This is a genomic window from Arthrobacter sp. R4-81 (assembly GCF_054792365.1).
In genome coordinates this window covers 916,889-943,036 of the sequence record NZ_CP096445.1, presented here as the reverse complement: position 1 = coordinate 943,036, position 26,148 = coordinate 916,889, and the positions used below count along the sequence as shown (strand labels likewise).

At 63.0% G+C, this 26,148-nt stretch carries 26 protein-coding genes; 20 read left to right on the top strand and 6 right to left on the bottom strand.

The window, feature by feature from the left end:
• Positions 1 to 136 precede the first annotated feature (136 nt).
• Complete coding sequence (locus tag M1E05_RS04405; protein ID WP_461164565.1) at positions 137 to 928, bottom strand: ZIP family metal transporter; 792 nt, start codon at positions 926 to 928, stop codon at positions 137 to 139.
• Between the two features lie 232 nt (positions 929 to 1,160).
• Here M1E05_RS04405 and M1E05_RS04400 point away from each other — a divergent pair, with 232 nt between their 5' ends.
• From M1E05_RS04400 to M1E05_RS04380, 5 genes are all read left to right on the top strand, one after another.
• Positions 1,161 to 4,721: a discoidin domain-containing protein gene (locus M1E05_RS04400; RefSeq protein WP_461164564.1), complete on the top strand. Its 3,561-nt coding sequence runs from the start codon at positions 1,161 to 1,163 to the stop codon at positions 4,719 to 4,721.
• A 159-nt stretch (positions 4,722 to 4,880) separates the two neighbouring features.
• Positions 4,881 to 5,966: a LacI family DNA-binding transcriptional regulator gene (locus tag M1E05_RS04395; RefSeq protein WP_461164563.1), complete on the top strand. Its 1,086-nt coding sequence runs from the start codon at positions 4,881 to 4,883 to the stop codon at positions 5,964 to 5,966.
• 141 nt (positions 5,967 to 6,107) lie between these two features.
• Positions 6,108 to 7,253: a Gfo/Idh/MocA family protein gene (locus M1E05_RS04390; protein ID WP_461164562.1), complete on the top strand. Its 1,146-nt coding sequence runs from the start codon at positions 6,108 to 6,110 to the stop codon at positions 7,251 to 7,253.
• On the top strand, positions 7,250 to 8,185 hold the full coding sequence (locus tag M1E05_RS04385) for a DUF6807 domain-containing protein (protein ID WP_458111987.1): 936 nt from the start codon (positions 7,250 to 7,252) through the stop codon (positions 8,183 to 8,185). Before M1E05_RS04390 ends, M1E05_RS04385 begins: the two co-directional genes overlap by 4 nt.
• Positions 8,182 to 8,925, top strand: a complete 744-nt coding sequence (locus M1E05_RS04380) for a cupin domain-containing protein (protein ID WP_461164561.1) — start codon at positions 8,182 to 8,184, stop codon at positions 8,923 to 8,925. Before M1E05_RS04385 ends, M1E05_RS04380 begins: the two co-directional genes overlap by 4 nt.
• A 133-nt stretch (positions 8,926 to 9,058) precedes the next feature.
• Here the strand turns inward: M1E05_RS04380 and M1E05_RS04375 are convergent, their stop codons facing one another.
• Both M1E05_RS04375 and M1E05_RS04370 read right to left on the bottom strand, forming a co-directional pair.
• Positions 9,059 to 9,748 (bottom strand): pyridoxal phosphate-dependent aminotransferase, encoded by a 690-nt coding sequence (locus tag M1E05_RS04375; RefSeq protein WP_461164560.1) that lies wholly within the window; start codon positions 9,746 to 9,748, stop codon positions 9,059 to 9,061.
• Between the two features lie 153 nt (positions 9,749 to 9,901).
• Positions 9,902 to 10,081 (bottom strand): hypothetical protein, encoded by a 180-nt coding sequence (locus M1E05_RS04370; RefSeq protein ID WP_458111990.1) that lies wholly within the window; start codon positions 10,079 to 10,081, stop codon positions 9,902 to 9,904.
• Between the two features lie 293 nt (positions 10,082 to 10,374).
• On the opposite strand from M1E05_RS04370, the gene M1E05_RS04365 reads away from it, so the two are divergent.
• Positions 10,375 to 10,644, top strand: a complete 270-nt coding sequence (locus tag M1E05_RS04365; RefSeq protein WP_461164559.1) for a hypothetical protein — start codon at positions 10,375 to 10,377, stop codon at positions 10,642 to 10,644.
• Here M1E05_RS04365 and M1E05_RS04360 read toward each other — a convergent pair.
• Positions 10,641 to 11,378, bottom strand: coding sequence for an NUDIX hydrolase (locus M1E05_RS04360; protein WP_461164558.1), 738 nt, complete (start codon positions 11,376 to 11,378; stop codon positions 10,641 to 10,643). The two genes, M1E05_RS04365 and M1E05_RS04360, sit on opposite strands and share 4 nt — an antisense overlap.
• A 105-nt stretch (positions 11,379 to 11,483) precedes the next feature.
• Between M1E05_RS04360 and M1E05_RS04355 the strand changes: the two genes are divergently transcribed.
• Genes M1E05_RS04355 through M1E05_RS04335 form a run of 5 tightly spaced genes read left to right on the top strand, consistent with a single transcriptional unit; the run spans position 11,484 to position 16,098 of the window.
• Entirely contained in the window at positions 11,484 to 12,554 is a 1,071-nt protein-coding gene (locus M1E05_RS04355) for an SPFH domain-containing protein (RefSeq protein ID WP_461164557.1), read from the top strand.
• Position 12,555: 1 nt separating this feature from the next.
• Entirely contained in the window at positions 12,556 to 13,464 is a 909-nt protein-coding gene (locus tag M1E05_RS04350) for a diacylglycerol kinase catalytic domain-containing protein (RefSeq protein ID WP_461164556.1), read from the top strand.
• Positions 13,465 to 13,493: 29 nt separating this feature from the next.
• Positions 13,494 to 14,288, top strand: coding sequence for an ABC transporter permease (locus tag M1E05_RS04345; protein WP_461164555.1), 795 nt, complete (start codon positions 13,494 to 13,496; stop codon positions 14,286 to 14,288).
• Complete coding sequence (locus M1E05_RS04340; RefSeq protein ID WP_458111993.1) at positions 14,281 to 15,114, top strand: ABC transporter permease; 834 nt, start codon at positions 14,281 to 14,283, stop codon at positions 15,112 to 15,114. The genes M1E05_RS04345 and M1E05_RS04340 overlap by 8 nt, the downstream gene beginning before the upstream one ends.
• Positions 15,115 to 16,098 carry an ABC transporter ATP-binding protein gene (locus tag M1E05_RS04335; protein WP_461164554.1) on the top strand — a complete coding sequence of 328 codons (984 nt, stop codon included), beginning with the start codon at positions 15,115 to 15,117 and terminating at the stop codon, positions 16,096 to 16,098.
• 24 nt (positions 16,099 to 16,122) lie between these two features.
• Here the strand turns inward: M1E05_RS04335 and M1E05_RS04330 are convergent, their stop codons facing one another.
• On the bottom strand, positions 16,123 to 16,302 hold the full coding sequence (locus M1E05_RS04330) for a hypothetical protein (protein WP_458111995.1): 180 nt from the start codon (positions 16,300 to 16,302) through the stop codon (positions 16,123 to 16,125).
• A gap of 171 nt (positions 16,303 to 16,473) precedes the next feature.
• On the opposite strand from M1E05_RS04330, the gene M1E05_RS04325 reads away from it, so the two are divergent.
• From M1E05_RS04325 to M1E05_RS04315, 3 genes are all read left to right on the top strand, one after another.
• Positions 16,474 to 17,877, top strand: coding sequence for a dihydrolipoyl dehydrogenase family protein (locus M1E05_RS04325; protein WP_461164553.1), 1,404 nt, complete (start codon positions 16,474 to 16,476; stop codon positions 17,875 to 17,877).
• 80 nt (positions 17,878 to 17,957) lie between these two features.
• On the top strand, positions 17,958 to 18,434 hold the full coding sequence (locus M1E05_RS04320) for an SRPBCC family protein (protein WP_461164552.1): 477 nt from the start codon (positions 17,958 to 17,960) through the stop codon (positions 18,432 to 18,434).
• Positions 18,431 to 18,748 (top strand): ArsR/SmtB family transcription factor, encoded by a 318-nt coding sequence (locus M1E05_RS04315; protein WP_461164551.1) that lies wholly within the window; start codon positions 18,431 to 18,433, stop codon positions 18,746 to 18,748. Before M1E05_RS04320 ends, M1E05_RS04315 begins: the two co-directional genes overlap by 4 nt.
• 16 nt (positions 18,749 to 18,764) lie before the next feature.
• Here M1E05_RS04315 and M1E05_RS04310 read toward each other — a convergent pair whose 3' ends face one another.
• Positions 18,765 to 19,871, bottom strand: coding sequence for a LacI family DNA-binding transcriptional regulator (locus M1E05_RS04310; RefSeq protein WP_461164550.1), 1,107 nt, complete (start codon positions 19,869 to 19,871; stop codon positions 18,765 to 18,767).
• A 185-nt stretch (positions 19,872 to 20,056) separates the two neighbouring features.
• Between M1E05_RS04310 and M1E05_RS04305 the strand changes: the two genes are divergently transcribed.
• The 6 genes from M1E05_RS04305 (at position 20,057) to M1E05_RS04280 (ending at position 26,097) form a co-directional block, all read left to right on the top strand.
• Positions 20,057 to 20,926, top strand: coding sequence for an ABC transporter substrate-binding protein (locus tag M1E05_RS04305; protein WP_461164549.1), 870 nt, complete (start codon positions 20,057 to 20,059; stop codon positions 20,924 to 20,926).
• 65 nt (positions 20,927 to 20,991) lie between these two features.
• On the top strand, positions 20,992 to 21,780 hold the full coding sequence (locus M1E05_RS04300; RefSeq protein WP_458112001.1) for an amino acid ABC transporter permease: 789 nt from the start codon (positions 20,992 to 20,994) through the stop codon (positions 21,778 to 21,780).
• Positions 21,777 to 22,547, top strand: a complete 771-nt coding sequence (locus M1E05_RS04295) for an amino acid ABC transporter ATP-binding protein (protein ID WP_458112002.1) — start codon at positions 21,777 to 21,779, stop codon at positions 22,545 to 22,547. The genes M1E05_RS04300 and M1E05_RS04295 overlap by 4 nt, the downstream gene beginning before the upstream one ends.
• The gene (locus M1E05_RS04290; protein WP_461164548.1) at positions 22,547 to 23,620 is read left to right on the top strand and encodes a Gfo/Idh/MocA family protein; all 1,074 of its coding nucleotides are present in this window, start codon (positions 22,547 to 22,549) and stop codon (positions 23,618 to 23,620) included. Before M1E05_RS04295 ends, M1E05_RS04290 begins: the two co-directional genes overlap by 1 nt.
• Before the next feature lie 85 nt (positions 23,621 to 23,705).
• Positions 23,706 to 24,830, top strand: a complete 1,125-nt coding sequence (locus M1E05_RS04285) for an NAD(P)/FAD-dependent oxidoreductase (RefSeq protein ID WP_461164547.1) — start codon at positions 23,706 to 23,708, stop codon at positions 24,828 to 24,830.
• A gap of 301 nt (positions 24,831 to 25,131) precedes the next feature.
• Positions 25,132 to 26,097 (top strand): serine hydrolase, encoded by a 966-nt coding sequence (locus tag M1E05_RS04280; protein ID WP_461164546.1) that lies wholly within the window; start codon positions 25,132 to 25,134, stop codon positions 26,095 to 26,097.
• The last annotated feature ends 51 nt before the right edge of the window (positions 26,098 to 26,148 follow it).

Sequence of the window (26,148 nt, the reverse complement as noted above, 5' to 3'; positions counted from 1 at the left end):
CCACCTTGCCTCTACAGGTAGGCCTGGAACCGCCAGCGAGGCACAGGCAGGCGTTGGCCCCGCGCTGCTGAACGGTACTCTCCAGAATAGTCCTTTCGGGCGGGGCTGTGGGGTCCCAGGCACGCCGTCCTGATCATCAGGCCAGGGACAGAACGAAGGAAAGCACAAAGCCCGCGGCAGTGCCCAGGGCCACCGCAGGGCCGCCGTGCTCATAGGCCTCTGGCATCAGTGTGTCGGCGAGCGAAGCTATGACGGCACCGGCGGCGAACGCCAAAGGCAGTGAAATTGTTCTGGGGTCGCTTCCCGAAAGCGGCCCTGCGCCGAGTACGACTGCCAGCACCAATAGCACAGCACAGGCTGTCCACAGCCCGATGACCAGGCCTGAAGCTCTTCCCTGCGCCTTCATGGACGACGCCCCCACAAGGGCCTCCGGCAGGTTCGAAACAAAGATGGCCGCCAGCAAGGCCAGCCCGCCGGTCCCTTCTCCGAGCGAGATACCCAGGGCGACATTCTCCGGAACCCCGTCCAGCGTCACCGCGGCAAGGAGGGCCATTCCGGCAGCGCCGCGGGTGGACGAAGGCGTGGGCGGACGGTCGGAAGCCGCAGCGTCCGTATCAAGTTTGGCACTCCCCTGGAACTCATCTGCGGGAGCCCCTCCGGCTCCTGGCTGGGCCCACCGGTCCAGCAGCGCACTGAGGCCTGTGAACACCGCAGCGCCGGCAAAAAGCCCAATGGCGGCCCGCTCTATTCCACCCCGTTCGTAGGCGTCTTCGAAGAGTTCAAATGTCAGGGCGGTGATGAGCGCGCCGGAGGCAAAAGAGAGGAGGATGGCGAGGAGCCGCTTGGGCATCTCGAACCTCATGCCGATGAAGGCCCCCACCAGCAGCGCGCTGGAGGCCACCGCGCCAAAGAGGACCGCCATCAACATTTTGCCAGTATGGATCCGGTCGGGTCCCCGAACAATAGGGCAGGACAATACCGCGGACTACTTGCTTCAGCTCCCCCTGCATGTTGATGATCGAGTTTGTTCGTTCATGTTCGCATTCCTTGTGGGCCACCGGTGGCGGTAATAGCGTCGGCGGGTAGCGGATCGGCTGGACGTCGCTGACGGATGACGGTCGCGCCCGATCAAGAACTCTCCAACGATGAAGGGCTGAACAATGACGTTTTCCGAAGGCCGGTTCCGGCGCTCGGCGGCAATGGCCGTCATGGCTGCAACAGCAGCGTCGGGACTGGTGGCTTTCTCCGGCAGTGAGGCTCCGGCAACTGCCGCCGAAACCGTGGGTACTCCTGTCACCATCACTCCCAACCCTGCCAGCAAGGGCAAGGCCTTCCAGGGTTGGGGGACCAGCCTCGTCTGGTTCGCCAACGCCACTGGCGGGTACCCGGAGGAGATCCGTGAAGAGCTGTACCAGAAGGTGTTTGGCGAGAATGGCTTGAACCTCAACATTGCCCGCTACAACGTGGGCGGAGGAAGCGCATCCGACGTCGCCAGTTACCTCAACGACGGCAGCGCCGTGGAGGGCTGGTGGAACCCGGTAACGGAAGCCACCGCAGAGAACCCCGTACTTTCGAATCTGTACCGACCTGACGGTTCAGTGGACGCAACGCAGGCAAACAAGCTCGCATTCCTGAACCAGTGGAACCCGGATGATCCTGCCTCCTACAACCGCGACGCCGACAAAACCCAACGGTGGTGGGTGGAACGCCTCGCCGCCGACCAGCAGATCACCCATTGGGAAGCCTTCAGCAACTCGCCACCCTGGTTCATGACCAAAAGCGGGTACGTCTCAGGCCAGGTCAGCACCAACAAGGGCGAGAACCTGTTGCCCCAGGCTGAGCAGAAGTTTGCCGCGTACATGAAGAAGTCCGTCGAACTTCTGGAGAAGGGAAGCGGCATCAAGGTGGACACCATTGACCCGTTCAACGAGCCGAACTCCGGCTACTGGTCAACGACCATCGATAGCGTCACCGGCAAGCCGCCCACTTCCTACACGCAGAAGCAGGAAGGGGCCCTGATCTACCCGCCCGCACAGGACCGTGTCACCAAACTGCTCGCGGGGGAGCTCGGCAAGGAGGGAACCACCACTGCCGCTGTCATTTCCGCGATGGACGAGACAGATCCCACGAAGTTCATGAACAACTGGAACGCCTACAGCCAGCAGGCAAAGGACGCGGTCGCCCAGCTGAACGTCCACACCTATGGCACCAACGACCGGCGGCGCGTCCGGGACCTCGCGAAATCCACCCAGAAAACCCTGTGGATGAGTGAAGTAGGCGGTTCCTGGGGCGGCAACCCCGCCCTCGGCGACACCACCGGAGGCTGGGACCGCTCCAACATCAACAACGGCCTCGGCATCGCGGGCCGCATGGTCAACGATCTCCGCGAGCTTGAGCCGGAGGCCTGGGTCTTCTGGCAGCCGGTGGAGGACACCTACAAGCAGGAACACGGAAACGGCGGCTGGGGCTCCATTTACGTCGACTTCGATTGCAACTATGAAGGCCGTGTGGGCTCTTCCAACCGCCGGCTCAACGACGGCGACTCCGCCGAAGACGCCAAGTGCCGTGTCCTGACCAACCAGAAATACAACACCACCCGAAACTTCACGCACTACATCCGTCCCGGCGATTTCCTCATCGCCAACGACAACCCGGAGACCGCGAGCGCACTGCGGGCTGACGGCAGCGGTGCCACGCTGGTGCACTTCAATGACAACGCGGCCCCCGAGACGGTCACTATTGACCTCTCCAAGTTCGGCAGCATCGCCGACGGCGCCACTGTCACTCCGGTGATCACCACGAAGTCGCCCATTGAGGACATCGAACGCAACGCGCTGATCAAGGGTGCACCGGTATCCGTGGACCGTGCAGGAAAGAAAGCAACGCTGGAGATTCCCGCGGCGTCAGTAGTGACCTTCCTGGTGGATGGCGTCAGCGGCGTGGCTGAAGACGCCCCGGCCGTGAAAGACGGCCACACCTACCAGGTTGGCGGCGAGGCCAGCGGGAAGTACCTCACGGCTAAGGCGGACGCCACTGTTTCCATCCAGGACCTCGGAGCGAATGCCACGGAAATCGCGCCACAGCTGTGGACGTTCAACGCTGTGAAGGCCGACGACGAATACGCCCACGACCGGCGGTTTGTTGTCACCAATAAAGACGGCAAGGTGCTGACCGGCGATGGCGGGGTCCTGAACGGAAGCCAGGCTGGATCTGCCCGTCTGGCCAGCCTGAGTTTGGAGGAGGCCAAGGCCCAGCCCAAGGCACAGTGGATTGTGAGCACCGAAAACGGGAAGCAATGGACGCTGGTGAACGCTGCTGCGGCAATCGCGCTGCAGGTTTCGGGCAGCCAGACCGCTGCCGGCTCTTCAGTGGCCCTGGCCTCGTCCAGCGGATCCACGGCCACCGCCACCAGCAATGCGCACCAGACGTGGGGATTCGAGGACCTCGAGGACCTCGTGCTGCAGGGAACGCGGCGGGTTGACCTCAGCACTCCCCTTGGCGCTGCCCCCGCGTTGCCCGGCACCGTCGTTCCGCTGTACGAAAAGGGACCGGGAAGCCCCATCGCGGTCCAGTGGGAAGCAGTGGATCCGACAGTTTGGAACAAGCGCGGGACCGTGACTTTGCATGGATCAGGCGTTGACCGTTACGGCAAGACCTTTGACAACGCCGAGCTCGTGGTCACCGTCGGCAAGTACGTGGCCACCGACCCCGTCTCGCTGACGGTGGGGGTTGGATCGGCTGTCACAGAGGTCCAGGCTGCTGCTCCCACGCATGTTCCGGGCCAGATCGGTACCGGGACAGCCAGAAACAACCTTGCAGTGACGTGGGACTGGAGCACTTTGTCATCAGCTGCGCTGGAATCCACCGGGACGGTCACCGTCGCCGGTAAGGCGGCAACCGGCGTCGACGGTTCCAAACCCCTTGACGCTGTCCTGACCGTCCTGGTGGTTGACCGGGTGGCCAGTACCCATATCTGCAAGGAGGACACCTCGACGACGGCGACCGCCAGCTACTCGGAAGCCTCCTATGCGCCGAAAAACACCTGCGACGGCAACACCACCACGCGGTGGTCCAACTGGGTGGGCGGCGGCCGGAATGCTGACAGCCTGAGCTACGCCTTCACCCGCAATTACACGGTGGATTCTGTCACTGTGACCCTTGCCGAGCACGCAGCCCAAAGCCTGAGTGTCCAGTTCCAGGACGCGCAGGGAGGCTGGCAGGGAACCTCGGCGGGGGTGATTACCGGCCTGACCACGACGTCCCCCGTGAAGGTGGTCTTCAACCCGGTCACCACCCGCGGGATGCGCGTCTCGCTGGCCACTCCCGGTTCATACACCAAGGTTGCCGAAGTAGCGATTTCCGGAACACGGCTGGCTGATGCGGGTGCCGCCGGACTTGGCCGTCTGCTCGTGGACCAAAAATCCGTTGTCGGCTTCGACGCCGGAACCACTGAATACAAGGTGCTGACGGCGTCGACGGCGGTTCCCACCGTTGCGGGCTATGCCCTGGACACGAACGCAAACGTATCAGTCGCTCAGGCCACAGTGCAGAATCCCCTTGCTACCGTCACGGTAAACGCGCCCAACGGCAAGCTCAAGGAGTACCGGGTGGCCTTCGTTACCGGCAAGCAGGCATGCCTGAACGGCGGCTGGGCCACCAACGTGGAACCTGGTTTCAAGGGTGAAGGAGAATGCATCAGCTACTTCGCCACTGAAAAGTAGGCCCGGCAGCATAGCGGGAGCCCCGTCAGGACCATCCGGTTTCCGGCGGGGTTCCCGTTGTTTTGGGCATCGTTGGCCACTCTGGTCCCCGGTCCCGGGCTATCCTGACACCAAGCGAAAATCAGACAAACTCAGACATCCTGCTGCGGAGGCATTGCTGTGGAAACTGACAGGACCGCGGGTGGCGAGGCTCCGGCCAAACCTGCCACGATCTATGAGGTGGCGCGGCTGGCCGGCGTTTCACATCAAACCGTGTCCAGGCATCTGCGGGGCAGCGGAGGACTCAAACCCGCCACCGTTTCCAAAGTCCAGCAGGCCATCCTCGAGCTGAACTACAGCCCGAACATGGCTGCACGTTCCCTGAGGACACGGCTGGTCTACCGGATCGTCATCATCGTTCCGGAAGCCACTCAATTTGTCCCGGTGAGGATGCTCAACGGCGCTGCGGCAGCTGCCCATGAGGCTGGCTACCTGGTGGATGTGATCGCGCTTGAAGGCATCGCGGACACCCGCTCAAGCCGCCTCCTGGGACTCCTCGGCAGCGAGCAACTGGCGGGAGTCCTGTCATTTGTCCCATTAGGCGGCATGCAGCAGCACCTCGACGCCGCACACTCCGGCCTTCCCGTTGTGGTGGCCGGAGAATATGACGACAAGATGCGGGCACGCGGCACTCTTGCCGACGGCGCCGCGGCAGCACAGATCGTGGAGCACCTCGCCTCACTGGGTCACCGCCGGTTTTTTCACGTGGCGGGACCGGAACAATGGCCCTCCGCCAGGAACAGGCGGGCCGTCTACCGCGAGGCGATCGCCCGGCTGGGCCTGGCCGCTGTTGGTGAATCCCAAGGGGACTGGTCCGCCGCCTCGGGCTACCAGGCCGGACTCACACTCCCGATGGACACCGGCGTTACGGCGGTGTTCGCAGCCAACGACCAGATGGCAACCGGCCTGATGCGGGCCCTTTATGAACGTGGCCTCAAGGTGCCTGGAGACATCAGCGTCTGTGGCTGGGACGACCTCCCCGAATCCCGTTATCTGGTTCCCTCACTCACTACGGTGAGCATGGACCTTGAAGGCCAGGGCCGGCAGGCAATGAGCGAACTCGTGGGCATCATCCAAGGGAACACGGCCAGCCAGCCTCGGGTTCCGCCGTCGCCTGATGACACCAGGCCGGGCCTGATCGAACTGGAGATCCGCGAGTCCACGGCAGCTCCCCACCCCACACGACTGGCAGCCTTCGGAGACTAGGTTCCGGGACTGCTGTAACTTTCCATGGCTCCATTGACAGCAAAAGTGATCGATAACATAATCATTTGTTATCGATCACTTTTGTGCCCCGGGTCACACAACCAGCAGGGCCGCCAAAGGACAAACCAAGGAGCAAAGCACATGTGGAATCCGCAGGCGGGCCCGTTGCGCGTAGGAATCATTGGGACGGGAGGCATTGCCCACGCGCATGCCGATGCCCTGTCGACGCAGGAGAACGTTGAGCTTGCCGTGGCAGTTGATCTTGATCCAGGCCGGTCCCAGGAATTCGCCGCTAAATGGAGCATGCAGAGGACGGCGCCCGACCTCCGCACAGCTGCGGCCAATGGAGAGCTGGACCTCGTAGTCATCTGCACTCCCCCGGCAAGCCACATGGGCCTTGCCCTGGAGGCCCTCGCCATGGACCTCCATGTGGTCATCGAAAAACCTCCCGCTCTTTCACTGGAACAAATGAACACCCTGATAAAGGCGGAGGCAGCGTCCCGCGGATCTGTCAGCTGCGTCTTCCAGCACCGGTTCGGCTCCGGCGCCCAGCGCGTTGTGGCCCTGCAAGAGGCCGGCTGGCTGGGCCAGCCGCTCGTGGGAACCTGCAACACATTGTGGTTCAGGAACCAGGCGTACTTTGATGTGCCCTGGCGGGGACTATGGGATGTGGAAGGCGGCGGCCCCACCATGGGGCACGGAATCCACCAGTTCGATCTGCTGGTGCACCTTTTCGGCCCCTGGCAGGAAGTCACAGCCTTCGCCTCCAAGCTTGCAAGGAAAACGGACACCGAGGATGTGTCCGCGGGTGTGGTCCGCTTCGAGTCGGGAGCAATTGTCACCATCATGAACTCGGTGATTTCCCCGCGCGAAACCTCCCAGCTTCGGCTGGACTTTGAGCACGCCACCCTGGAGCTGGAGCATCTGTACGGCTACGACAACGATCACTGGACGCTGACGCCGGCACCCGGATCGGAGGAACTCGCCGAATTGTGGGAGTCCGCTGAAACCAACATCCCCAGCGGACACAGCGCGCAGTACAGCGTGGTTCTGGACCAGCTCAAAGCCGGAGAAGTACCGCCGGTCTCGCTGGCCGGGGCGTACCCCACCATGGAACTGGCCGCCGCGATCTACGCCTCCAGCATCACGGGAAAAACAATCCGCAAAGGTGAAATCAATGAAGGGCACGCGTTTTTCACCCGGATGGACGGCCACCTGGAACCGTGGACGCAGCAGGCCCCCGAAGCGTCCGGGGAAGTTGCCGAAAAAGAAAGCGCAAACGTATGAGCGTCGGGATTGAATGGGAGGACAGCGGCAAGGCAATAGCGGTACGCATCGACGGCGTCGAAATTGCCGGCTATACCTACGTTCCGGACGACGCCCAGCAGGAATCACCGCGGCCCGGTTTCCAGACACTGCGGACGCTCGCCGGCGACGCACTCAGTGTTTTCCGCCCCCACGACCACACCTGGCACAAGAGCCTCGCTTGGTCGCTGCCGCACCTGGGCGAAGACAACTTCTGGGGCGGCCCCAGTTATCGCCGGGGCAAGGATTATCAGTGGTTGCCCAACAACGGTTCCATGGAACACCAAGACATTCTTGAAGCGGGCAGGATTGAGGGCCGCTTCCGTTTCAGCCATTCGCTCGCATGGTGGACCCAGGCCCGGGAACACGTGGTTGATGAGCTTCGCACGTTTGAAATCTCGGAGTCCCCGGATGACGATTCCTGGGCCATTGCCTTCGAAACGTCGATGCAGAACGTGTCCGGCCATGACATCAGGATCGGCTCACCCACCACCGAGGGACGGGAGAATGCGGGTTACGGGGGCCTCTTCTGGCGCGGACCGCGGGATTTCACCGGCGGCCGGATCCTGGGGCCGGACGGGCTCTCCGGAGAAGAACTGCGCGGGGGCCGTGGAGAATGGCTCGCCTTCGTGGGGCAGCATGACGGAACGTGCAACCACTCCACCGTGATGATGGTGGACGATCACCGCAACGAGCAGCATCCACCCGAGTGGTTCACGCGCAGCGAGCCCTTTGCCTGCATGGGGCCGGCACCGTTCTTCAGTGAAGAGGTCCTCTTCAGCAGCGGAGCCACTTTGACCAACCGCTACTCCTTCGTCGCGGCCAACGGCGAGTCCACCGAAGAAAGGCTTGCCGACCTGGCGGAAGCCGGGCGGCAGGCATTGCAAAACCTGAAAGTGGGCAGCCGGCGATGAGCATTGTGCAGGAACTGCCGTTTTTCCCTGGTGGGACCGCAGTGACACGGCTCGCCGTCTATGACTCGGCTGCTGCAGATGGGGTCTGCGGCGGTTCGCCCCATCTGCACACCGCATCCACGGAGGCCTACCTGGTCATCGGCGGGACTGGACAGGTGGAGACTCTCAGCAGCGACGGTTATGCAGCCCACGAACTGACCGCCGGCAACCTGCTGTGGTTCAGCCCCGGAACTGTTCACCGGCTCATCAACGGCGGAAACCTGGACATTCTGGTGGTGATGCAAAACTCGGGGCTCCCGGAGGCCGGAGACGCCGTGCTCACCTTTGAGCCGGACGTCCTCGCAGACCCGGAGCGATACCGGCGACTAGCCGCCTTGCCGTCGCCGGAAGCCGGTGCCGAGGTGGTGGCGGCAGCTGCCATCGCCCGGCGAGACGCCGCCTTGGCCGGCTATGCGGAGCTAAGGGCCGACGTCGAGCGCCGCGGCTATGCCGCTTTGGAGGAATTCCACAAGGCCGCCGTTAATGTGGTGCGGAGGCGGGTTCCGGAGTGGCGGAAGCTGTGGGCCGATAAGGTCCTGGCTGAGGTCCACGAAACAGACACCTGGCTCACTGACCTGGAGCAAGGTGAGGGCCCACACCTTGCGAAGGCATCCGTGGCCCGGGCCAATCCCAGGAGCGCAGAGCGGCTCTTTGGAATGTGCGGGCGGCTGCAGACCTGGGCGCCAGGAATGCCTGCCTGACAGCGCCAGGACGGCTAGACCCGTCCACCCGCTTCGCGCATCGCCGCCCTGAAACGATCACCCACCAACTTAATCCTTTCCACGGGCTCGTTACTGAACACCAGCCGAAGGTGGCGGTTGCAACTTCTCCGCCCTAGCCCGTCATGGCCGTAGCTGCCACACCGTGGCGCAACAGGACGCGCGAAAGGTCACCGGGGTCAACACCGTGTTCCACGGTATCCAGGATCTGGGACCAGCCGCCGGCTGCCGGGATCATGGCAAAACCGTCGAGGGCCGTGGTGAGGGCATTGCGCCGCCGCTGCCACTCCTCAACGCAACCCCAGACCGCCGTCGCCGTCGCCGCAATCAAGCCGGCTTGGGCGATGCCGCCTGGCGTAATGCCGTTATAGATGTGGACGACGGCGAGATCCGACATGACCTCCGCGGGCGCCACGATCCAGCCGATCCGCCAACCGATCATCCGCTGCTCGATGGAGGCCGCGCCAATGATTATTGTCCGCTCCCGCATTCCGGGGTACGTTACCGGACTCAGGACTGGCTGACCGTCGTAGACAACCCCTTCCATGAAGGACCAATAAATCAGCCACAGGTCCCGATCAACACACAAGCGAGTAATGGCCCTCCACTCATCTTCGTTTAGTCGGTAGCCCGAAGGGAAGGATGGATTCTGGAGGAAAACGGCCCGCGTCCCTGGCGAGACGGCGGCCTCCAAGGCCTCAAGATCCAGCCGCCACGCGCCGCCAGACACCCTCATCGGCACCAGGCGCGGCACGCCGCCGGCGAGATGCACTCGATTCAGCATGCCGGCGTAGGTCAGTGTCAAGATTTTCCAGTCTGAGGATGTCGGGGTCGTCCCCTGCCGCCGCGGCCACTGTATCGATATTGAATCCGGCCACATGCTGCAGCCGACTGGGCCGGGATCTCATCGGGTTGCCTCGTTTCGAAACAGGGACCCGGCCGCACGCAGTCGGCAGGGCTACAAGCGGATTGTGGAATACGGCCGGCTGGGGAGGTTCCCCGCCGTCCATGGACGCACGGATGGCTCCACGGGAGTGTGCCCACGGCCGTCGCGGATCACCAGGACGACCGTGCCGATCATGGCCGCAAAGGAAACCAGGCCGAGGAAGATGAGTACCACGGCCATTGCCACAGACATTTTCATGCACCTCGTGGCTCCAATTTTACGGCCGTGCTTCAGGCCCGGTCGAGGGCTCCCGCAGCAACTGCGGCGTGTCAGGCCAGGCAGTTGGCGGGGCGTTACCTCTGTCTGGCTAATATGGTCTCGGTTGAGCAGTGGCCACCCCGTTTCTTTGAGGATTGCCATGACCTGCAAACTGAAGGACGCCGGATCGGCTCACCGCGGGTTCCTCTGCTGCTGCCAAATGCACCAGCGGAATATCCAGCGCCGCTGCCCCTGTCTTGGGCCTATTTTGAGGCGAGGACGGTGAGATGCGCAGGGAATTCGTTCCGGGCACTGCCGTTCTGGGCGGTGTCCTGCTCTTCTGGGTAGCAGCAGTGCTCGGGAACCTGTCCTTCCTCAGCGCGCCCAGGCCGCCCTTGTCCACTCTTGCCTGGCTGATCTTTGTCTATGCCGCCGTCGCCATCACGCCCATCGCTGGAGGACTGGCAGCAGCGGACCTCGTTCGCCGATGGCAGCGGAGCAGAAATGAAGGGACCCGACGGGCCCAAGAGCGCCGCACTGAAGGTACTGGCGCCTAAGACACCGGCCGCATGAGCGGAGGATTCAGCACGGCCCGGGCGGGATGTCCGGGTTCCGGCCGGGCGGCTGCGACCAGCCGGTAAAGCGCTGCCGGCCTGCCCGTGTCGCCGGATGTCAGCTTTCCGGTCTCTTCGAGGAAACCGGCGGTTCCGGTGGCCTTGCGGTGGAAATTCCTGGCGTCCAGGGGCAGCCCCCACACCGCCTCGTAGACCGTACGTAGCTGTGCAATGGTGAACTCCTCCCCGCAGAACGCCGCAGCCAAAGGGGAATACTCCAGCTTGGACCTGGCCCGTTCCAGCCCGTCGCTGAGGATCTTCTCATGGTCGAAGGCGAGCCGGATCCCGTGTTCATCAAGGACGCTGCTCACGGGATACCAGGCCGCCATTTCAGCGTCGCTTCCGGCGGACAGGACCGGGAAGTCGGGGGCGAGCAGAAGATGCGCCACTGCAAGCACGTCCCCGCGTGGGTCACGGCCGCGTGGCCCGTAGCTGCCTAACTGCTCCAGATGCCCGGCTACCTTTTCAACCCCCGTCTCCTCGGCCAGCTCCCGGACAGCCGCCTCTTGGAGGTCCTCGCCTGGCAGGACAAAACCACCTGGCAGGGCGAGCCGTCCCTGGAACGGTTCTATGAGGCGAGTGACAAGCAGGACGTGCAGGGCGTCGTCGCGCACTGTCAAGGCAACGACGTCGACAGCAACCGGGAAGCGCGCAGGAGAGTGATCACGGGAGGACACCGTTCCATCCTAAGCGACTTATCGTCACCTTGACAATAATGATCCCACCACTTACTGTGAAGTTATCGTCACCTTGACGATAACCGGAATGCTAAAGAGAAGCTCATGGCCAGCATCAAGAACTACCCGTGGATAAGCCACTTCCTGGGAAGCCCCACAGGTTATGTGGTTCATCTGCAGGCGGGCTCTGTTCGCCACCAGGGTGTGGGGCAGGCCTTCTGGTTCCGGCCCTCTACCTCTGTGTTGAGCGAAGTTCCCGTGGACGATCAGGAGCTGCCTATCCTGTTCCACGCCATCACGCGGGATCACCAGGACGTGAGCGTCCAGGCTAACGTGACATACCGCTTTATCGATCCGGTGTCCGTTTCAGGACGCCTGGATTTCGGGCTGCAGCCTGTCGGCGCAGGTCCGGCAGGTGGCCGCGAACAAGTCGCCAGCATCATCGGACAGCTCTGCCAAAGCCACGCGATCGACCAGTTGGCCACCACCACGCTGGCGGAAGCACTTGAACGGGGGATCAGTCAGCTGCGCGGCATCCTTATCGCCGCCCTCCGCGGAGATGCCCGCCTCGAGTCCACCGGTATAGAGATCCTGGGAGTCCAGGTCCTGGCCATCCGCCCCCAGTCCGACGTCGAACGGGCCCTGCAGACACCCGTCCGCGAACAACTCCAGGCCGAAGCGGACAGGGCAGTCTACGAGCGCCGGGCCCTTGCCGTGGAGCGGGAACGCGCCATCTCCGAAAACGAGATGGCAAGCCAGATCGAACTGGCCATCCGCCGGGAGCAACTGGTCACTCAGGAAGGCGCAAACGCACGGCGCCAGGCCGAGGAAAAAGCGACTGCAGGACTCGTGGAAGCCCACGCCGCAGCCGAAAGGAAGGGCATCGGAGCTGCCGCGGAAGCGAACCACATCCGTATTGTCGGTGAAGCATCCGCCGCCAAGGAAGCCGCCGCCATGGAGGTCTACCAAGGCATGGACCAGGCCACGCTTCTGGCCCTGGCCCTGCGGGACGCAGCCGGATCCCTGCCCAACATCGGGAATCTCACCATCACCCCTGACCTCCTCAGCGGCGCACTCGCCGGACTGCTCGGCGGTAACCTCCCAGCTGGCGGTGATGGCCACAGGGCACCTGCCGCCATACCGGGCACGGCAGCAGCCAACCAGGCAGGAGCCTAAGATGGCCAACCCCCGAGTGGTTATTGTGCACCGGCGCACCGAACTTCAGGAGCTGCTTGACCGGCATGCCACCCGGGGGCAGGCTGAGTTCTTCCTCCGCACTCGCGGCCGCACCATCGAGTCCGTGCAGGAACGGCACGACCTTCTCCAGGATTCACTGGCCACCTTCCGTGAAGCCATCCCGTCCGATTGGCGGCGGGCCGAAGTGGAACGGGCGGACCTGAGCAGGTTCCTTCTGGCGCCCGAGGACATCATCGCCGTCGTGGGCCAGGACGGGCTGGTGGCCAACGTCGCAAAGTATCTGTCCGGCCAACCGGTCTTGGGAATTGACCCGGAGCCAGGAGCGAACCCGGGCATCCTTGTCCGGCACACAGTTGCCCACGCTGTCCGGATTTTCCAGCGGCTGGGGCAGGCGGAGACGGGCACCCTGCCGGTTCCCACGTGCGAACAGCTTCCCACCGTCACTGCCGAGCTGGACGACGGTCAGCAGCTCTCGGGCCTCAACGAGATCTTCATCGGACACGCTTCCCACCAGTCCGCCCGTTATTTGCTGCGGACACCCGGAGGCGGGACCGAGCGGCAATCCTCATCCGGCCTCATAGTCTCAACAGGAACCGGCGCCACCGGGTGGTGCGCATCCATTGCCCTTGAACGCGGCGGCCGGACACTCCCCCGGCCCGTGGACCGCAAGCTTGCATGGTTTGTGCGCGAGGCTTGGCCTTCCCCCGTCACGGGAACCACGCTTACCGAGGGCTCATTGGAGGCCGCGGAAGCGCTGAACATCACCGTCGCCTCGGATCAGCTGGTGGTGTTCGGCGACGGGATGGAGGAGGACCGGCTCACGGCTACCTGGGGCCAGGAAATCAAGGTCCGCCTCGGCGACCGGCCGTTGCAGCTGATCACAGCCTGAGAAAGCACCGGCCCAAGTAGACTCGACCGGTGAACGCGTATTGGGAGCTGGCCAAGTCATCCTTCCGGCGCCACTCCACTTACCGTCTGGCTGCTGTCTCCGGCGCATTCACCAATTCAGTTTTCGGCCTGATCCGCGCATCGCTGCTCCTCTCAGCCATTTCGACGGCGGGAGGATCGATCGGGGGCTACTCCCCTGTCGAGGCGGCAACATATGTGTGGCTGGGCCAGGCCCTCCTGTCACCCTTGGGGCTCTTCGGCCGGGCCGAAGTTGCTGACAGGGTCAAAAGCGGGGATATCGCCGTCGACCTTACCCGCTCGGTCAATCTGACGGCGTCCTACTGGGCACAGGATCTCGGCAGGGCAGCCTTCGACGTCCTTCCCCGCGGACTGCCGCCCCTTCTCATTGGGGCCCTTGTCACGGGGTTGTCGCTCCCCACTACAGCCGGTCCCTACGTGCTCGGCTTCATCTCCATCCTTGCGGCGATGACCCTGAACTTCCTGGGCTTTTTCATCATCAACCTGTTGGCGTTCTGGGTAGTGGAAATCCGAGGCTACTGGATGCTGTACCTGGTCCTCATGCAGCTGCTGTCCGGATTCCTGGTTCCCGTGACCTGGTTCCCGCAATGGATGCTCGAGTTCGCCCGTGCCACTCCCTTCCCGTCGATGCTGCAGACGCCGGTGGACATCCTTGCCGGCAGGACCGACGGCGTGCAGAGTCTTGCGTTGGTGGGCGTCCAGCTCCTATGGCTGGCAGTGCTGCTGGCCGGCACGCAGATCATGATCCGGTTCGGTGCCCGGAAGCTGGTGGTGCAAGGTGGCTGATGGTGAAGCCCTGGACAGCACCAGGGTCTCGAACGCCAAACTCCTTCGGCTGCTGATTTCAGCCCGGCTGCGCTCCCAGACCGCCTACCGCGGAAGCTTTGCCGCCGATGTTACGGGCCAGGTGGTGCTGGCGCTTACGGAGTTCGTTGAGCTGTATGCGATCCTGCATAACGTTCCGACCTTCGGCGGCCTGACCTTCGCCCAGGCTTTGCTGGTTTTTGCCTTTGCGTCGATCGGCTTCTCTATCGGCGATCTGCTGCTGGGCGAGACCGACTCTATGAGCGATGCCATCCGGATGGGGAAGCTGGAGGTGCTCCTGACCCGGCCGCTTCCGGTGCTGCTGCAGCTCATGACGTCTGACTTCCAGCTGCGGCGCGTCGGCCGGCTGGCCTTCGCATTGCTGGCAATGGCGGCCGCATTGTTCCTGACGGACATTGATTGGGATCCGGGAAAAGTGCTGCTGTTCATGATCACCCCGCTGGCCGGTGCCGCGATTTTCGGTGCGCTTTTCGTGGGCGCGGGGGCGGTGCAATTCTGGCTTGTGGACGGGCGCCAGCTTGGAAACGCCTTCACCTACGGGGGCCGCTACGTGGCGTCCATGCCGGGCGCCGCCCTGTTCCTCCCCATGCAGGTCTTTTTTACGTTCGTTGTCCCGGCCACGCTGGTGGCCTACGCCCCGAGCCTGGTCCTGCTGGAGCTGGAGGGCCCTGCTGGAATCCCAGGCTGGACGGGCTGGCTGGGACTGCCGGCCGCCGTCGTGCTCTGGGGGCTCATGCTGCTGCTGTGGCGGGCAGCCATCAAAAAGTACACCGGAGCAGGAGGCTGAATGATTATCGAGGCAGAGCAACTGTGCCGGAACTTTACCGTTACGGAAGCCGGTGAGGGCCGGGGCTGGAACCGGCTGAGGCGCCGTTCCCGGACAGTCCACGCCGTGAGGGACGTGAGCTTCACTGTGGAGCGGGGTGAGGCTGTGGGATACATCGGCGCCAATGGTGCGGGGAAATCCACCACCATCAAAATGCTCACGGGCATCCTGGTACCGTCATCAGGCAGGGTCACCGTTTGCGGGCTGCAGCCGGTGCCGCAGCGGCAGGCCTTGGCCCGCAAGATCGGCGTCGTGTTCGGTCAGCGCTCGCAGCTTTGGTGGGATTTGCCCCTTAAGGACTCGTTCCCCATCCTGGGCGCGATGCACCGCCAGTCTGAAAGCCGATGGCGGCCGCGCTTTAAGGAGCTCTCTGAACACATGGCGATCGGGCCTTTTCTCAGCACGCCAGTGCGGCAGCTTTCGCTCGGACAACGGATGCGGGGAGAGGTTGCAGCCGCGTTACTGCACCGGCCCGAGCTGGTGATCCTGGACGAACCCACCATCGGCCTTGACATGATCAGCAAGGAAAGCCTCCGCCGCTTCCTGGACTTTGAGCGCCGTGAACACGGCACCACCCTGCTGCTGACCACCCACGACATGAGTGACGTCCAGCGTCTCTGCCAGCGGATTCTGGTAGTGGACGACGGCGCTATCGCCTTTGACGGGCCTCTCACCGGCCTTTCAGACGTGGCGGAAGCGCGGCGGACCATGGTGGTGGATCTCATCGCGCCGCTGGATGGTGCAGACCTCGTCCTGCCCACAGGTGCAGTACACCTGGGAGCTGAGGCGGAGGGGATCCGGCACCGCATCGTGTTTGATCCGCGTCAGCTCTCTGCCGCGGTCCTGCTGGCGGCAGTCTCAGCAACTGCAGAGGTGGCCGATCTGTCGTTGCACGAGCCTGGCATCGAGGATCTGGTCCGCCAGCTGTACACGTCCTCGAGGTAGTTGGGGTGCACGTCCGCTCGGGAATCAGCGGCCCATGCCCATCGCGCACATCTCCGAAAACACATCTTCCCTGTTCCGATCGAGCAGGTCGCCATTGAACAGGGGCCTTTCTTTCTTCATCCCCTTCCGCTTGCCCATAAACGAAAACACTTCCTCGAACCTGCTGCTCACTGAGATCATCTCTTCCCGTCCCTTCTTTGCCATACTTCGAGGCTAGGGTGGTTTGCGGACAGGATCTGTCCTTAAGGCGCGCCCAATGGTGGCACTCAGGACAGCTGTTGTCCGCATGCTTGCTACGCCTGCCGTGGGGCCAAAGTTCCGAGCGCTCCGGTACCGTGTAAACCAGCCGAGGCCAGCCGATTCAAGGAGCAGCTCATGGACTACACGTACGATGTCCTCGTCATCGGCGGTGGGCCGGCCGGGATGGCTGCGGCCGAACGCGCTGCGGAACTGGGCGCCAAAACCGCCGTCGTCGAGCGTTCTGCACTGGGCGGAACCTGTCTCAACTCAGGCTGTGTACCCACGCGCGTGCTGGCCAAGACTGCCCGGTTGTATCGCGAAGTCAGAACAGCTTTTGACTACGGAATCGTGGTCCAGGAGCCCGCAGTTGACTGGAAGAAGACGGTCACCCGCGTCCAGGACACCGTGCAGCGGGTCCTCCAGGCCAAGCAATACGACGCCATGATGGAACGCCTCAGCATCGACCTCTTCTCCGGACAGGCGATGTTTACGGGAGAGCACACAGTCGACGTCGACGGGCAGGAACTCAGCGCACGCTCCTTCATTCTCTGTGTCGGTGGGGCAGCGAGGCGGCTTCCCATTGCGGGCGCGGAACTCTCCGTTCTCCCCGATGAAGTACTGGCTCTGACGGAGCTTCCTGGAAGGTTGGCCATCATCGGCGGCGGCCATACAGGCGCGCAACTAACCACCATCTTCAACGCTCTTGGGTCTGAGGTTCTGCTCCTCGACGTCGCTCAGCGCCTGCTGTTGACCGAGGACCACGACGTCGCCGCTTTTGTGGGGCAGAGCTTCCTTTCGAAGGGGATCCGGGTGGAGACGGGAATCCAAGGAATCGAAGGGATTACCAGGACATCAGCCAACGGAAGTCTCGGCATCACCTGGACGAAGAACGGAGAAGCGTTCACCGCAGATGTTGACGCCGTGATCATGGCAGCCGGCTGGCCGGCCAACATCCCCGGACTGGGCCTGGAAGCCGCCGGGGTGGAGACTGAGCGGTCCTTCATCCCGGTGGACGACTACCTGCGCACCAACGTTCCGCACATCTTTGTGGCCGGGGACGCCAACGGCACCAGCATGCTGGTGCAGGCCGCAGTCTTTGAAGGTGAAACGGCGGCGAGCAATGCGGTTTTGGGCGCCAACCGGACCACTCCCCACCATCTTTTGCCCGAGGGAGGATTTACCGACCCTGACTATGCGGGGGTCGGCCTTACCGAGGAGCAGGCCCGGAAGCGGGACTCCGAGTGCCGCTCCGTTACCGTTCCATATGCGGCGGTGGAGCGTCCGATCATCGATGATCGTGAAACCGGCTTCCTGAAGCTCGTTACAGACCGGCATCGGGAATTGATCCTCGGTGCTCACGCTGTTGGCGAGAACGCCGTGGAAGTTATCCAAGCTGTTGCATCCGCCATGGCCTCGGGCACCGACCTTGCCACCCTGGCTCGGGTCAAGTTCGCTTACCCCACCTACAGCGCCATTATTGGCCGGGCAGCCCGGGTTGCGTCACGGGAGCAGGCCTCCCACGAGCCCATAGGCACATGAACTGCAACCGGAGGGTTGCTTTATTGATGGTGCGGTGCAACCATATGGTTGCAGTACATCATCGAAAGGAAACAGGAATCATGACCACAACCACAAACCAGCCCTCCGTCATCGACGCGGACGAACTCACTGTCAGGCGCACCATTTCCATCGAAGCACCAATCGAAAAAGTCTGGGCTGCCATCACTGAGCCAGAGCACATCGCGAAATGGTTTGGCCAGTCTGCAGTGCTTGACGGCGCCGCCGTCGGCGCCAGCGGCGTCTTCTCCTTCGAGGGCCACGGCGACGTCCCTGTGCGGATCGAAGAGCTGGACGCGCCACGGATGATCGCCTACCGCTGGAGCAATGAGCAGGCCGATCCCCACGCACCAATCGACCCCAGCCGCTCCACGCTGTTCCGCTTCACTCTTGAACCGCACCAGGGCGGCACGCAGCTGACAGTGGTCGAATCGGGCTTTGAAACCCACACCGACCCCTCCTCTGCGATGGAAAGCCACCGCGGAGGCTGGGACGCCGAGCTGGACGAGTTGGTCGCTTACCTCGAGGGCGGCTCGTGACCACAAGTACCCTCGTTCCGGTGTTCGCCGCCCTCGGAGACGAAACCCGGTGGAGTATCCTGGCGGCCCTTGGCGAGGGCGACGCATCTGCGTCGGCCCTCGCCGGGAGCCTGCCGGTCACCCGCCAGGCAATCGCCAAACACCTTGCTGTGCTGCAGGAGGCCGGGCTGGTCGAGTCCGTACGCGTCGGCCGCGAACTCCGCTATCGGGTGCTCGGCTCACAGCTCAGTGAGACGGCACGGCGCCTCGACAGCATCGGCAATGAGTGGGACCGCCGCCTCGTTGCCATCAAGCGGATCGCAGAGGGACTGTAAGAAGCAGGCCTCTCAGTCAGGAGACTGCCGCGGCAGACTCCCGCTTCCGCTTCCGCTCGGACACTGGGGCGGCAATGGATCCCCGATGCTTGAGCGTTGCCTGAAATACGGGCAGCTCAAGGACTTTCCCCGGCTGCCTGATCAGGCGGATCAAAGCCTCGGCAGCGGAGGCACCAATGTCATAGACGGGTTGCGAGATCACGGTCAGCGGCGGCGTGGTGAGCTTGGTCCAAGCGAAATCGTCGTACATCAGAAACGAGACATCCTGCGGGATGCGCAGGCCCAACTCCTGGATGGCCTCTACAACACCCAACGCCACCAGGCCATCGGAGGCGATCATCGCCGTCGCCGGTTCCGGCATGAGCAGCAATTCGCGTGCAACCGCCCTGATGGAGTCGGCATCCCCGGCATTCAACCGCACCAGTTCTTCGCAAGGATCCAGTCCGGCCGCCAGAAGCGCCTGGTTCATGCCTTCGATCCGCTCAGTGATCTGTGAGGATGCAAGCTCCATGCCATGCCGGTATGGTCCCTGAATTTCCAACGTGGAGATGAAGGCGATACGGCGGTGTCCTGACTCGATGAGGTAGGCCGTGGACTCGCGCGCAACCGGCGTCATATCTGCAGCAACCACCGGCACGTCCAACCCTGGCGCCTTCCGGTCAAAGAGAACCAGCGGCCTGCCGGCGTCGTGCACGCGCCGCAGATGTTCGTACTCCGCCGAGGACGCGGGCGCGACGATCAGCCCGTCCACACGCTTTTCCAGCAAGACCCGCACGGCGTCCACCTCAGCCATGTGATCTTCGCCGGTATTGATCAGGATGACGTCGAACCCGGCGGCCTTCGCCGTGTCCGAGATCCCCCGCATCGCCAAGCCGAAATGCGGGTTCTCGATGTCTCCCACCACAACGCCGATGGTGTTCGATTTTCCCGTGTTCATGGTGCGGGCTAGCTCATTTGGGCGGTAGTTAAGCTCTTCCGCCGCAGCCAGCACGCGCTCGCGGACGTCATCGCTGACTGCCCCATAGTTTCCCAACGCCCGGGCGGCCTGGGCCTTCGAAACCTGCGCAGCCTTCGCGACATCCGCCACTGTGGTGTCGCGCTGCCGGGAGGAAGAATTTTTCATTACTGCCTTTCCGAAACCTCTTGACGAGGGTTTATGAGATGACTTACAGTCGAAAACAAGCCCATGTGAGTCCGGTCTCAATCGTAAGCACTGAGACCGGACTCCACAAGGGATTCCGCAGGAAAATCTGACTACCGCAAAAACTGCGGGCTCCCCAACTCACACCCCCGATAGGAAAAAATAACGTGTTCAAAGGAAACAGCCGCCGCAAAGGCGGAATCGTAGCTTCGGCCCTCGCCGCCGTCCTTGCCCTGTCCGCTTGTGGCGGCTCAGGCACCCCCGCTGCGGCTCCAGCTGACAACCCGTACGGCCTGATCGAACCCGGCACCATCCGCGTGGCCAGCCTCGGAGACTCCAAGCCGTACACCTTCACGGACGCCCAGGGCCAGTTCACCGGGTTCGACGTCGAACTCTTCAAGGACGTGGCGAACCGTGCCGGTGTGGACAATGTGGTGTTCACCGGCCAGGACTTCTCCGGTCTGCTCGCCGCCGTCGCCAACGGCCAGTTCGACGTCGGCGTTGCCGCCATCGGCATCACGGACAAACGCAAGGAGACTGTCGACTTCAGCGACGGGTACCTGGCTGGCTACCTGACGGTCATCACCACCAAGACCTCCGGCATCGAAGACGAGAACGATCTCGGCGGCAAGCGGCTCGGCGTGGTCCAGGGCACCCTTCAGGAAGCATACGCGGTGAAGAATTTCACCGATGCCAACCTGGTGCGCTTCCCCGACAACAACTCAGCTATTTCTGCAGTGAACAGCGGCTCAGCTGACGCCCACTTCCTGGACTACGAGGCAGCCAAGGCCTACCAGGAGCAGTACGGTCTGGTCAGCGCCGCCGATATCCCCTCCTTCGACGCACCGGCGGGTTTTGCCATCGCCAAAGGCAAGACCGAATTCAAGGAAGCCCTGAACAAGGGACTTGCCGAAGCCATGGAGGACGGCACCTGGAAGAAGCTCTACGAGAAGTGGTTCCCCGGCTCCCCCATGCCGGAACAGTACCTGCCCAAGGCGGAGCAGACTTCCAGCCCGACGGCGACCGCCACTAAGTAAGCAGCCCGGGCGGGCCGACTGGCCCGCCCGGTTCCCATCCTTCGCTACTAGCACTGAGAGCAACCATGGACTGGCTCAACACCATCATCCGCACGTTCTTCGACTTCGGGGCAATGGCCGAAGTCCTGCCCCAACTCCTCGGCGTTGGACTCATGAACACCCTGATCATCTCCATTGCTGCTACGGCCATCGGCCTGGTACTGGGAATGATCGTGGCAGTCATGGGGATATCGCCGTCGAAATGGCTGCGCATCCCCGCCCGGATCTACACGGACCTGTTCCGCGGCCTTCCGGCCATCCTCACTATCCTCCTGATCGGCCAGGGCTTCGCCCGGTTCAGCCAATCGGTCTTCGGACCCTCCCCCTACCCGCTCGGCATCATCGCCCTGAGCCTGATCGCCAGCGCCTACATCGGCGAGATCTTCCGCGCCGGCATCCAAAGCGTGGACAAAGGGCAAGGCGAGGCGTGCCGCGCCCTGGGCATGAGCTACGCCAAGTCCATGGCCCTGGTGGTCGTTCCGCAGGGCATCCGCCGCGTCCTGCCAGCCCTCGTCAACCAATTCATCGCCATCGTCAAGGACTCGTCCCTGGTCTACTTCCTGGGCCTGCTCGTCAGCGAACGCGAACTGTTCCGCGTAGGCCAGGACGCCGCAGTTCTGTCCGGCAACCTCTCGCCCCTGGTAATGGCCGGGATCTTCTACCTCATCATCACGGTGCCCCTGACGCACCTCGTGAACTACTTTGACAACCGGTTCCGTACCGGACGCCGCCTGCCTGCCCCGCCCAGCAGCGGGCTGAAGGAAGTCAAGGAACTCGACTCGGCATCGCCCCTCATCACCGGGAGCAACACATGAGCACCAGCACCAATATCCCAGCACAGGAGATCCACACATTCCACGGCTCCAGCCTGGAACTGAGGAACCTCACCATGGCCTACGGCGACATCGAAGTCCTCCGTAACGTCAGCCTGTCTGTGGCTCCCGGCACCACCACCTGCATCATCGGGCCCTCCGGTTCAGGCAAGTCAACCCTGCTGCGTGGAGTCAACCGCCTGCACGAACCCAAGAGCGGAGATGTCCTGCTGGCGGGCAAGAGCGCCTTGGCCGTGCAGCCGGACACCCTCCGCCGCCGCATCGGCATGGTCTTCCAGCACTTCAACCTCTTCCCGGATCACACCGCGCTTGAAAATGTCGCTCTGGCACTCTGGAGCGTCAAGGGCATGTCCAAAGCCGAGGCCAGGAAAAGGGCACACCGGAGCCTCGCCGAGGTAGGGCTGGCAGAAAAGGCCGACCATCGACCTCGAGACCTTTCCGGCGGACAGCAGCAGCGTGTCGCCATCGCACGGGCACTGGCCATGGAACCGGAAGTCATGCTCTTCGATGAAGCCACCAGCGCGCTGGACCCTGAACTCGTGAAGGGCGTTCTGAACCTCATGGCCGGACTTGGACGCCGCGGCATGACCATGCTGGTGGTCACCCACGAGATGGGCTTCGCCCGCAAGGTGGCTGACCAAGTGGTGTTCATGGACGAAGGCGAAGTCGTGGAAGTCGGCACCCCTGCGGACCTCTTCGACCACCCCAAGAGCGAACGCCTCCAGCGCTTCCTCTCCGAGGTGCTGTAATGACGGACCAAGGGGTGAATAGGGACCTGCACGGTGATCCTGTCCGCACCGCCGTCGTCGGTTTTGGAATTTCGGGACGCGTCTTCCACGCCCCGCTAATTGCCGCCGATCCCCGGTACTCGCTGGACTTTATTGTCACGGCCGATCCCGAACGCTCCCGTCAAGCGAAAAGCAGCTATCCCGCTGCCGACGTCGTCACAACAGCGGAGGAGCTGTTCGACCGGGCCGGGGCTGTGGACCTGATTGTCCTTGCGACGCCGCCCGTTACACACTTTGATCTGGCGGTGAAGGCTATCAACCGTGGACTGGACGTGGTGGTGGACAAGCCTTTTGTGCCCAACTCAGCACAAGGCGAGGAGCTTATCTCCCGGGCTGCAGAGGCAGGGGTGCGGCTCACCGTCTTCCAGAACAGGCGGTGGGACGCCGACTTCCTCACTGTCCGAAAGCTCCTGGACGCGGGATCGCTGGGTGAAGTACGCACCTTCGAATCCCGCTTTGAATGGTGGCGCCCCGAAGGATTCGGCAACTGGCGGGATACGACTCCCATTAGCGACGGCGGCGGCATCCTGCATGATCTCGGCGCGCACCTGATCGACCAGGCCATCCAGCTTTTTGGCCCCGTGGAGGAGAGCTATGGCGAAACTTCCATACACGGACAGGGCTCCGGCTCGGGGGCTGAGGGTGCAGATCAGGAGGCCTTTGTGTCATTACTGCACCAGTCCGGCGTCCGGTCCCGCCATTGGATGAACGGGGCTGCAGCCCAGGTCGGCGCCCGTTTCCATATTCTGGGGACCAAGGCCGGCTACACCAAGTGGGGCCTGGACGGGCAGGAACCTGCGTTGGACGCGGGCGTTCGTCCCACCGATCCGCACTATGGGGTGGAACCCGAAAGCACGTGGGGCCGGCTTGGCATTGACGGCTCCGAGGAGCTGGTGCGGCCGGAACGCGGCGCTTATCCCGAGTTCTACCAGGTCCTGGGCGATGCGCTTATGGGTCAGGGACCGTTGCCGGTAGACCCCGCCGAATCAGTGCAAGCACTCCGGATCATCGAGAAAATCCACTCCCAGAGCTAGCCCCACACACCTTTGCTTCCCTGGCATTCCTTAGCCGGGCAGCTGCCCCCTGATTATTTCCTAGCCTCAAGAAAGAGAGCCCGTTATGTCATCCGTTGTTTCCGCCAAGCACGTTGCCGTTATCGGCGGCGGAATCCTCGGCGTTTCCTCGGCAGTGCATCTGCTGCGGGCCGGTGCGGCCGTCACCCTCATTACCGAAAGCCAGCTGTGCAGCGAGGCGACCGGACGGTCCCTCTCCTGGCTGAATTCCGCTGGGGAACGCTCCCGTCCGTACCATGAGCTGCGGATGGCCGGCGTCGACCGCTACCGTACCCTGTTTGCCGCAGACCCCCACCGGGAGTGGCTGCAGTTCGGCGGCGGGCTCATGTGGAATGTCGAAGGCAAGTCCGGAGTCACCGAGGCCAGGCACGTCTACGAGAAGTCGATCGGCTACGACTCCAAGCTGCTCGAACCGGCCGCCGTCGGCACTGTCACGCCGGGGATAGATGCTTCCGCTATTCCGGAGAACGCCATCTTCAATCCTGGTGAGGGCTGGGTCAGCCTGCCCGATCTGGTGGACTTCCTCATGGGCGAATTCCACGAACGCGGAGGCCAGCTGGTCACCAACGCCGGAAAAGCGTCGGTGGTTCTTACCGACGGTGTGGCCAGCGGCGTAACCACGGCCGACGGCGAGACCTACGGTTCTGACGCCGTTCTGGTTGCCTGCGGAGCAGCAACGCCCGCGGTCGTGGCGCCGCTCGGCGTCGAGATCCCCAACGCTTCGCCGATCGCGATGCTGGTTGTGACCAAGCCCGTAGAGCACTCCCTTTCAGCAGTGCTGAATACCCCGCGGGCCGCAGTCCGTCCCAACCCTGGCGGCACGCTGGCCCTCGATCACGACTGGTACGAGGAACAGATCACTGAGTTCCCGGACGGCAGCTTCACCATCCCGGATGAAGTGGTGCAGGAGTTGGCCGATGAAGCCTCCAGGCTGGTAGCCGGAAACCCTGAGCTGAAGCCTGCGTCCTGGAAGATCGGCCGTAAACCGATTCCGGGCGACGGCGAGCCGGTGTTCGGTGAACTCGAGAAGGCCCCCGGCTGCTTCGTGGCCTTCACCCATTCCGGAGCGACCCTTGGCCTGATTGCCGGAGAGCTGATGGCCGAGGAGATCATGTCGGGCCAGAAACATCCGATGCTGGCGACGTTCCGCCCCGGGCGTTTCAACAAATAGGTCTCAACAAATAAGCAGGGTCTCAGCAATAGACAGGAGTGCCGCCCGCATCCGATGCATTGGGGGATGCGTGCGGCACTCCCATATCTCACAAAGGCGGCCTTGCCCCGCTTAAGCGGCCCGGGGCGGGGCAGCTCAAGCGGGGCAGGGCCGTCGGAGCGGGGCAAGGCCGAAGCCTCTCCATGGACAATGGCTGAAGGCGCGGCTACATTCGGTGCAGTAGACGCCTCGCGCCGACGTCTACGACGAATCCGCTGATGCAGCCAGGCGGTCCCTGCTGGCTGGCGTGGAGGGATCCGGGATGACTTCATCAGACCCAGCAAGTACAAGCGGCAAGCGGCCTGGGGTGGTGCTTCGCTTAGCAGCGACGCGCTTGGTGGCGATCTGGACGGTAACGGCCGTCATCATCCTGGCCACCCTGATCTTTGCCCCGCTTCGCTCGGCTCCGGACGGTCCTGATCTCCTTCCGCGGGCAAGCCAGACGGACGGCCGAGATTTTGCCGACGTCGGTTACCTGCTCCCCCGGGAACCGAAGCCGCAAGGGCATCCGCCCCCGGGTATGACAGAGGAATTGGATGATGAGATTCTGCGAATCCTCGCTGCAAACGGGGATTTCAGGATCGGCATCGCGTTGGGAAACGTGGGCAGTGGGGAAGTGCGTCTGTACGGGGATGTTTCCCCTTATCTCGCAGCCAGCACGGCCAAGGTCCTCACAGCCGTCGCCTACTATCACTTCGTGGAAACGGGAGATCTGAAGCTGGACGAGCCGCTCGGCAATTACACGGCCGCGTTCCAGCTGGAGGCCATGATCAATTCCAGCAACAACGATTCATGGCTGCTTCTCATGAAAGCTATCGGCTTTCCCCGGCTCATCGAATATGCCTCCTCCATCGGTATCAGCTACGACCCCACACAAAACCTCCTGACGCCAATGGAGACGGCCACCTTGTTGATGAGGCTGTATTCAGGAGACCTCATCAATGCAGGACACACTGCCCAACTGCTGGCCTATATGCAGGAGACCAACAATGAAGAACTCATACCGCCGGCAGTTCCTGCCGGTGTGACCGTCCATCACAAGTACGGCATCCTGGGCGAGTACATGCACGACGTCGCTGTCCTCAGCTCGGGCGGTACCGCCTATTCATTGGCGATCTACACAGCGAACCCGTTCGGCAGGCAAGGCAGAATCGATGTCATTCAAGAGTTGACGCGCCAGATTTGCTTTGCCATGTTTCTCCCGCGGGATACCTCAAGCGGCTTTTGATTGCGTATTGTCCAGATCCTCCAGCAGCAGGGGCGGGTCTTTCCAGCACAG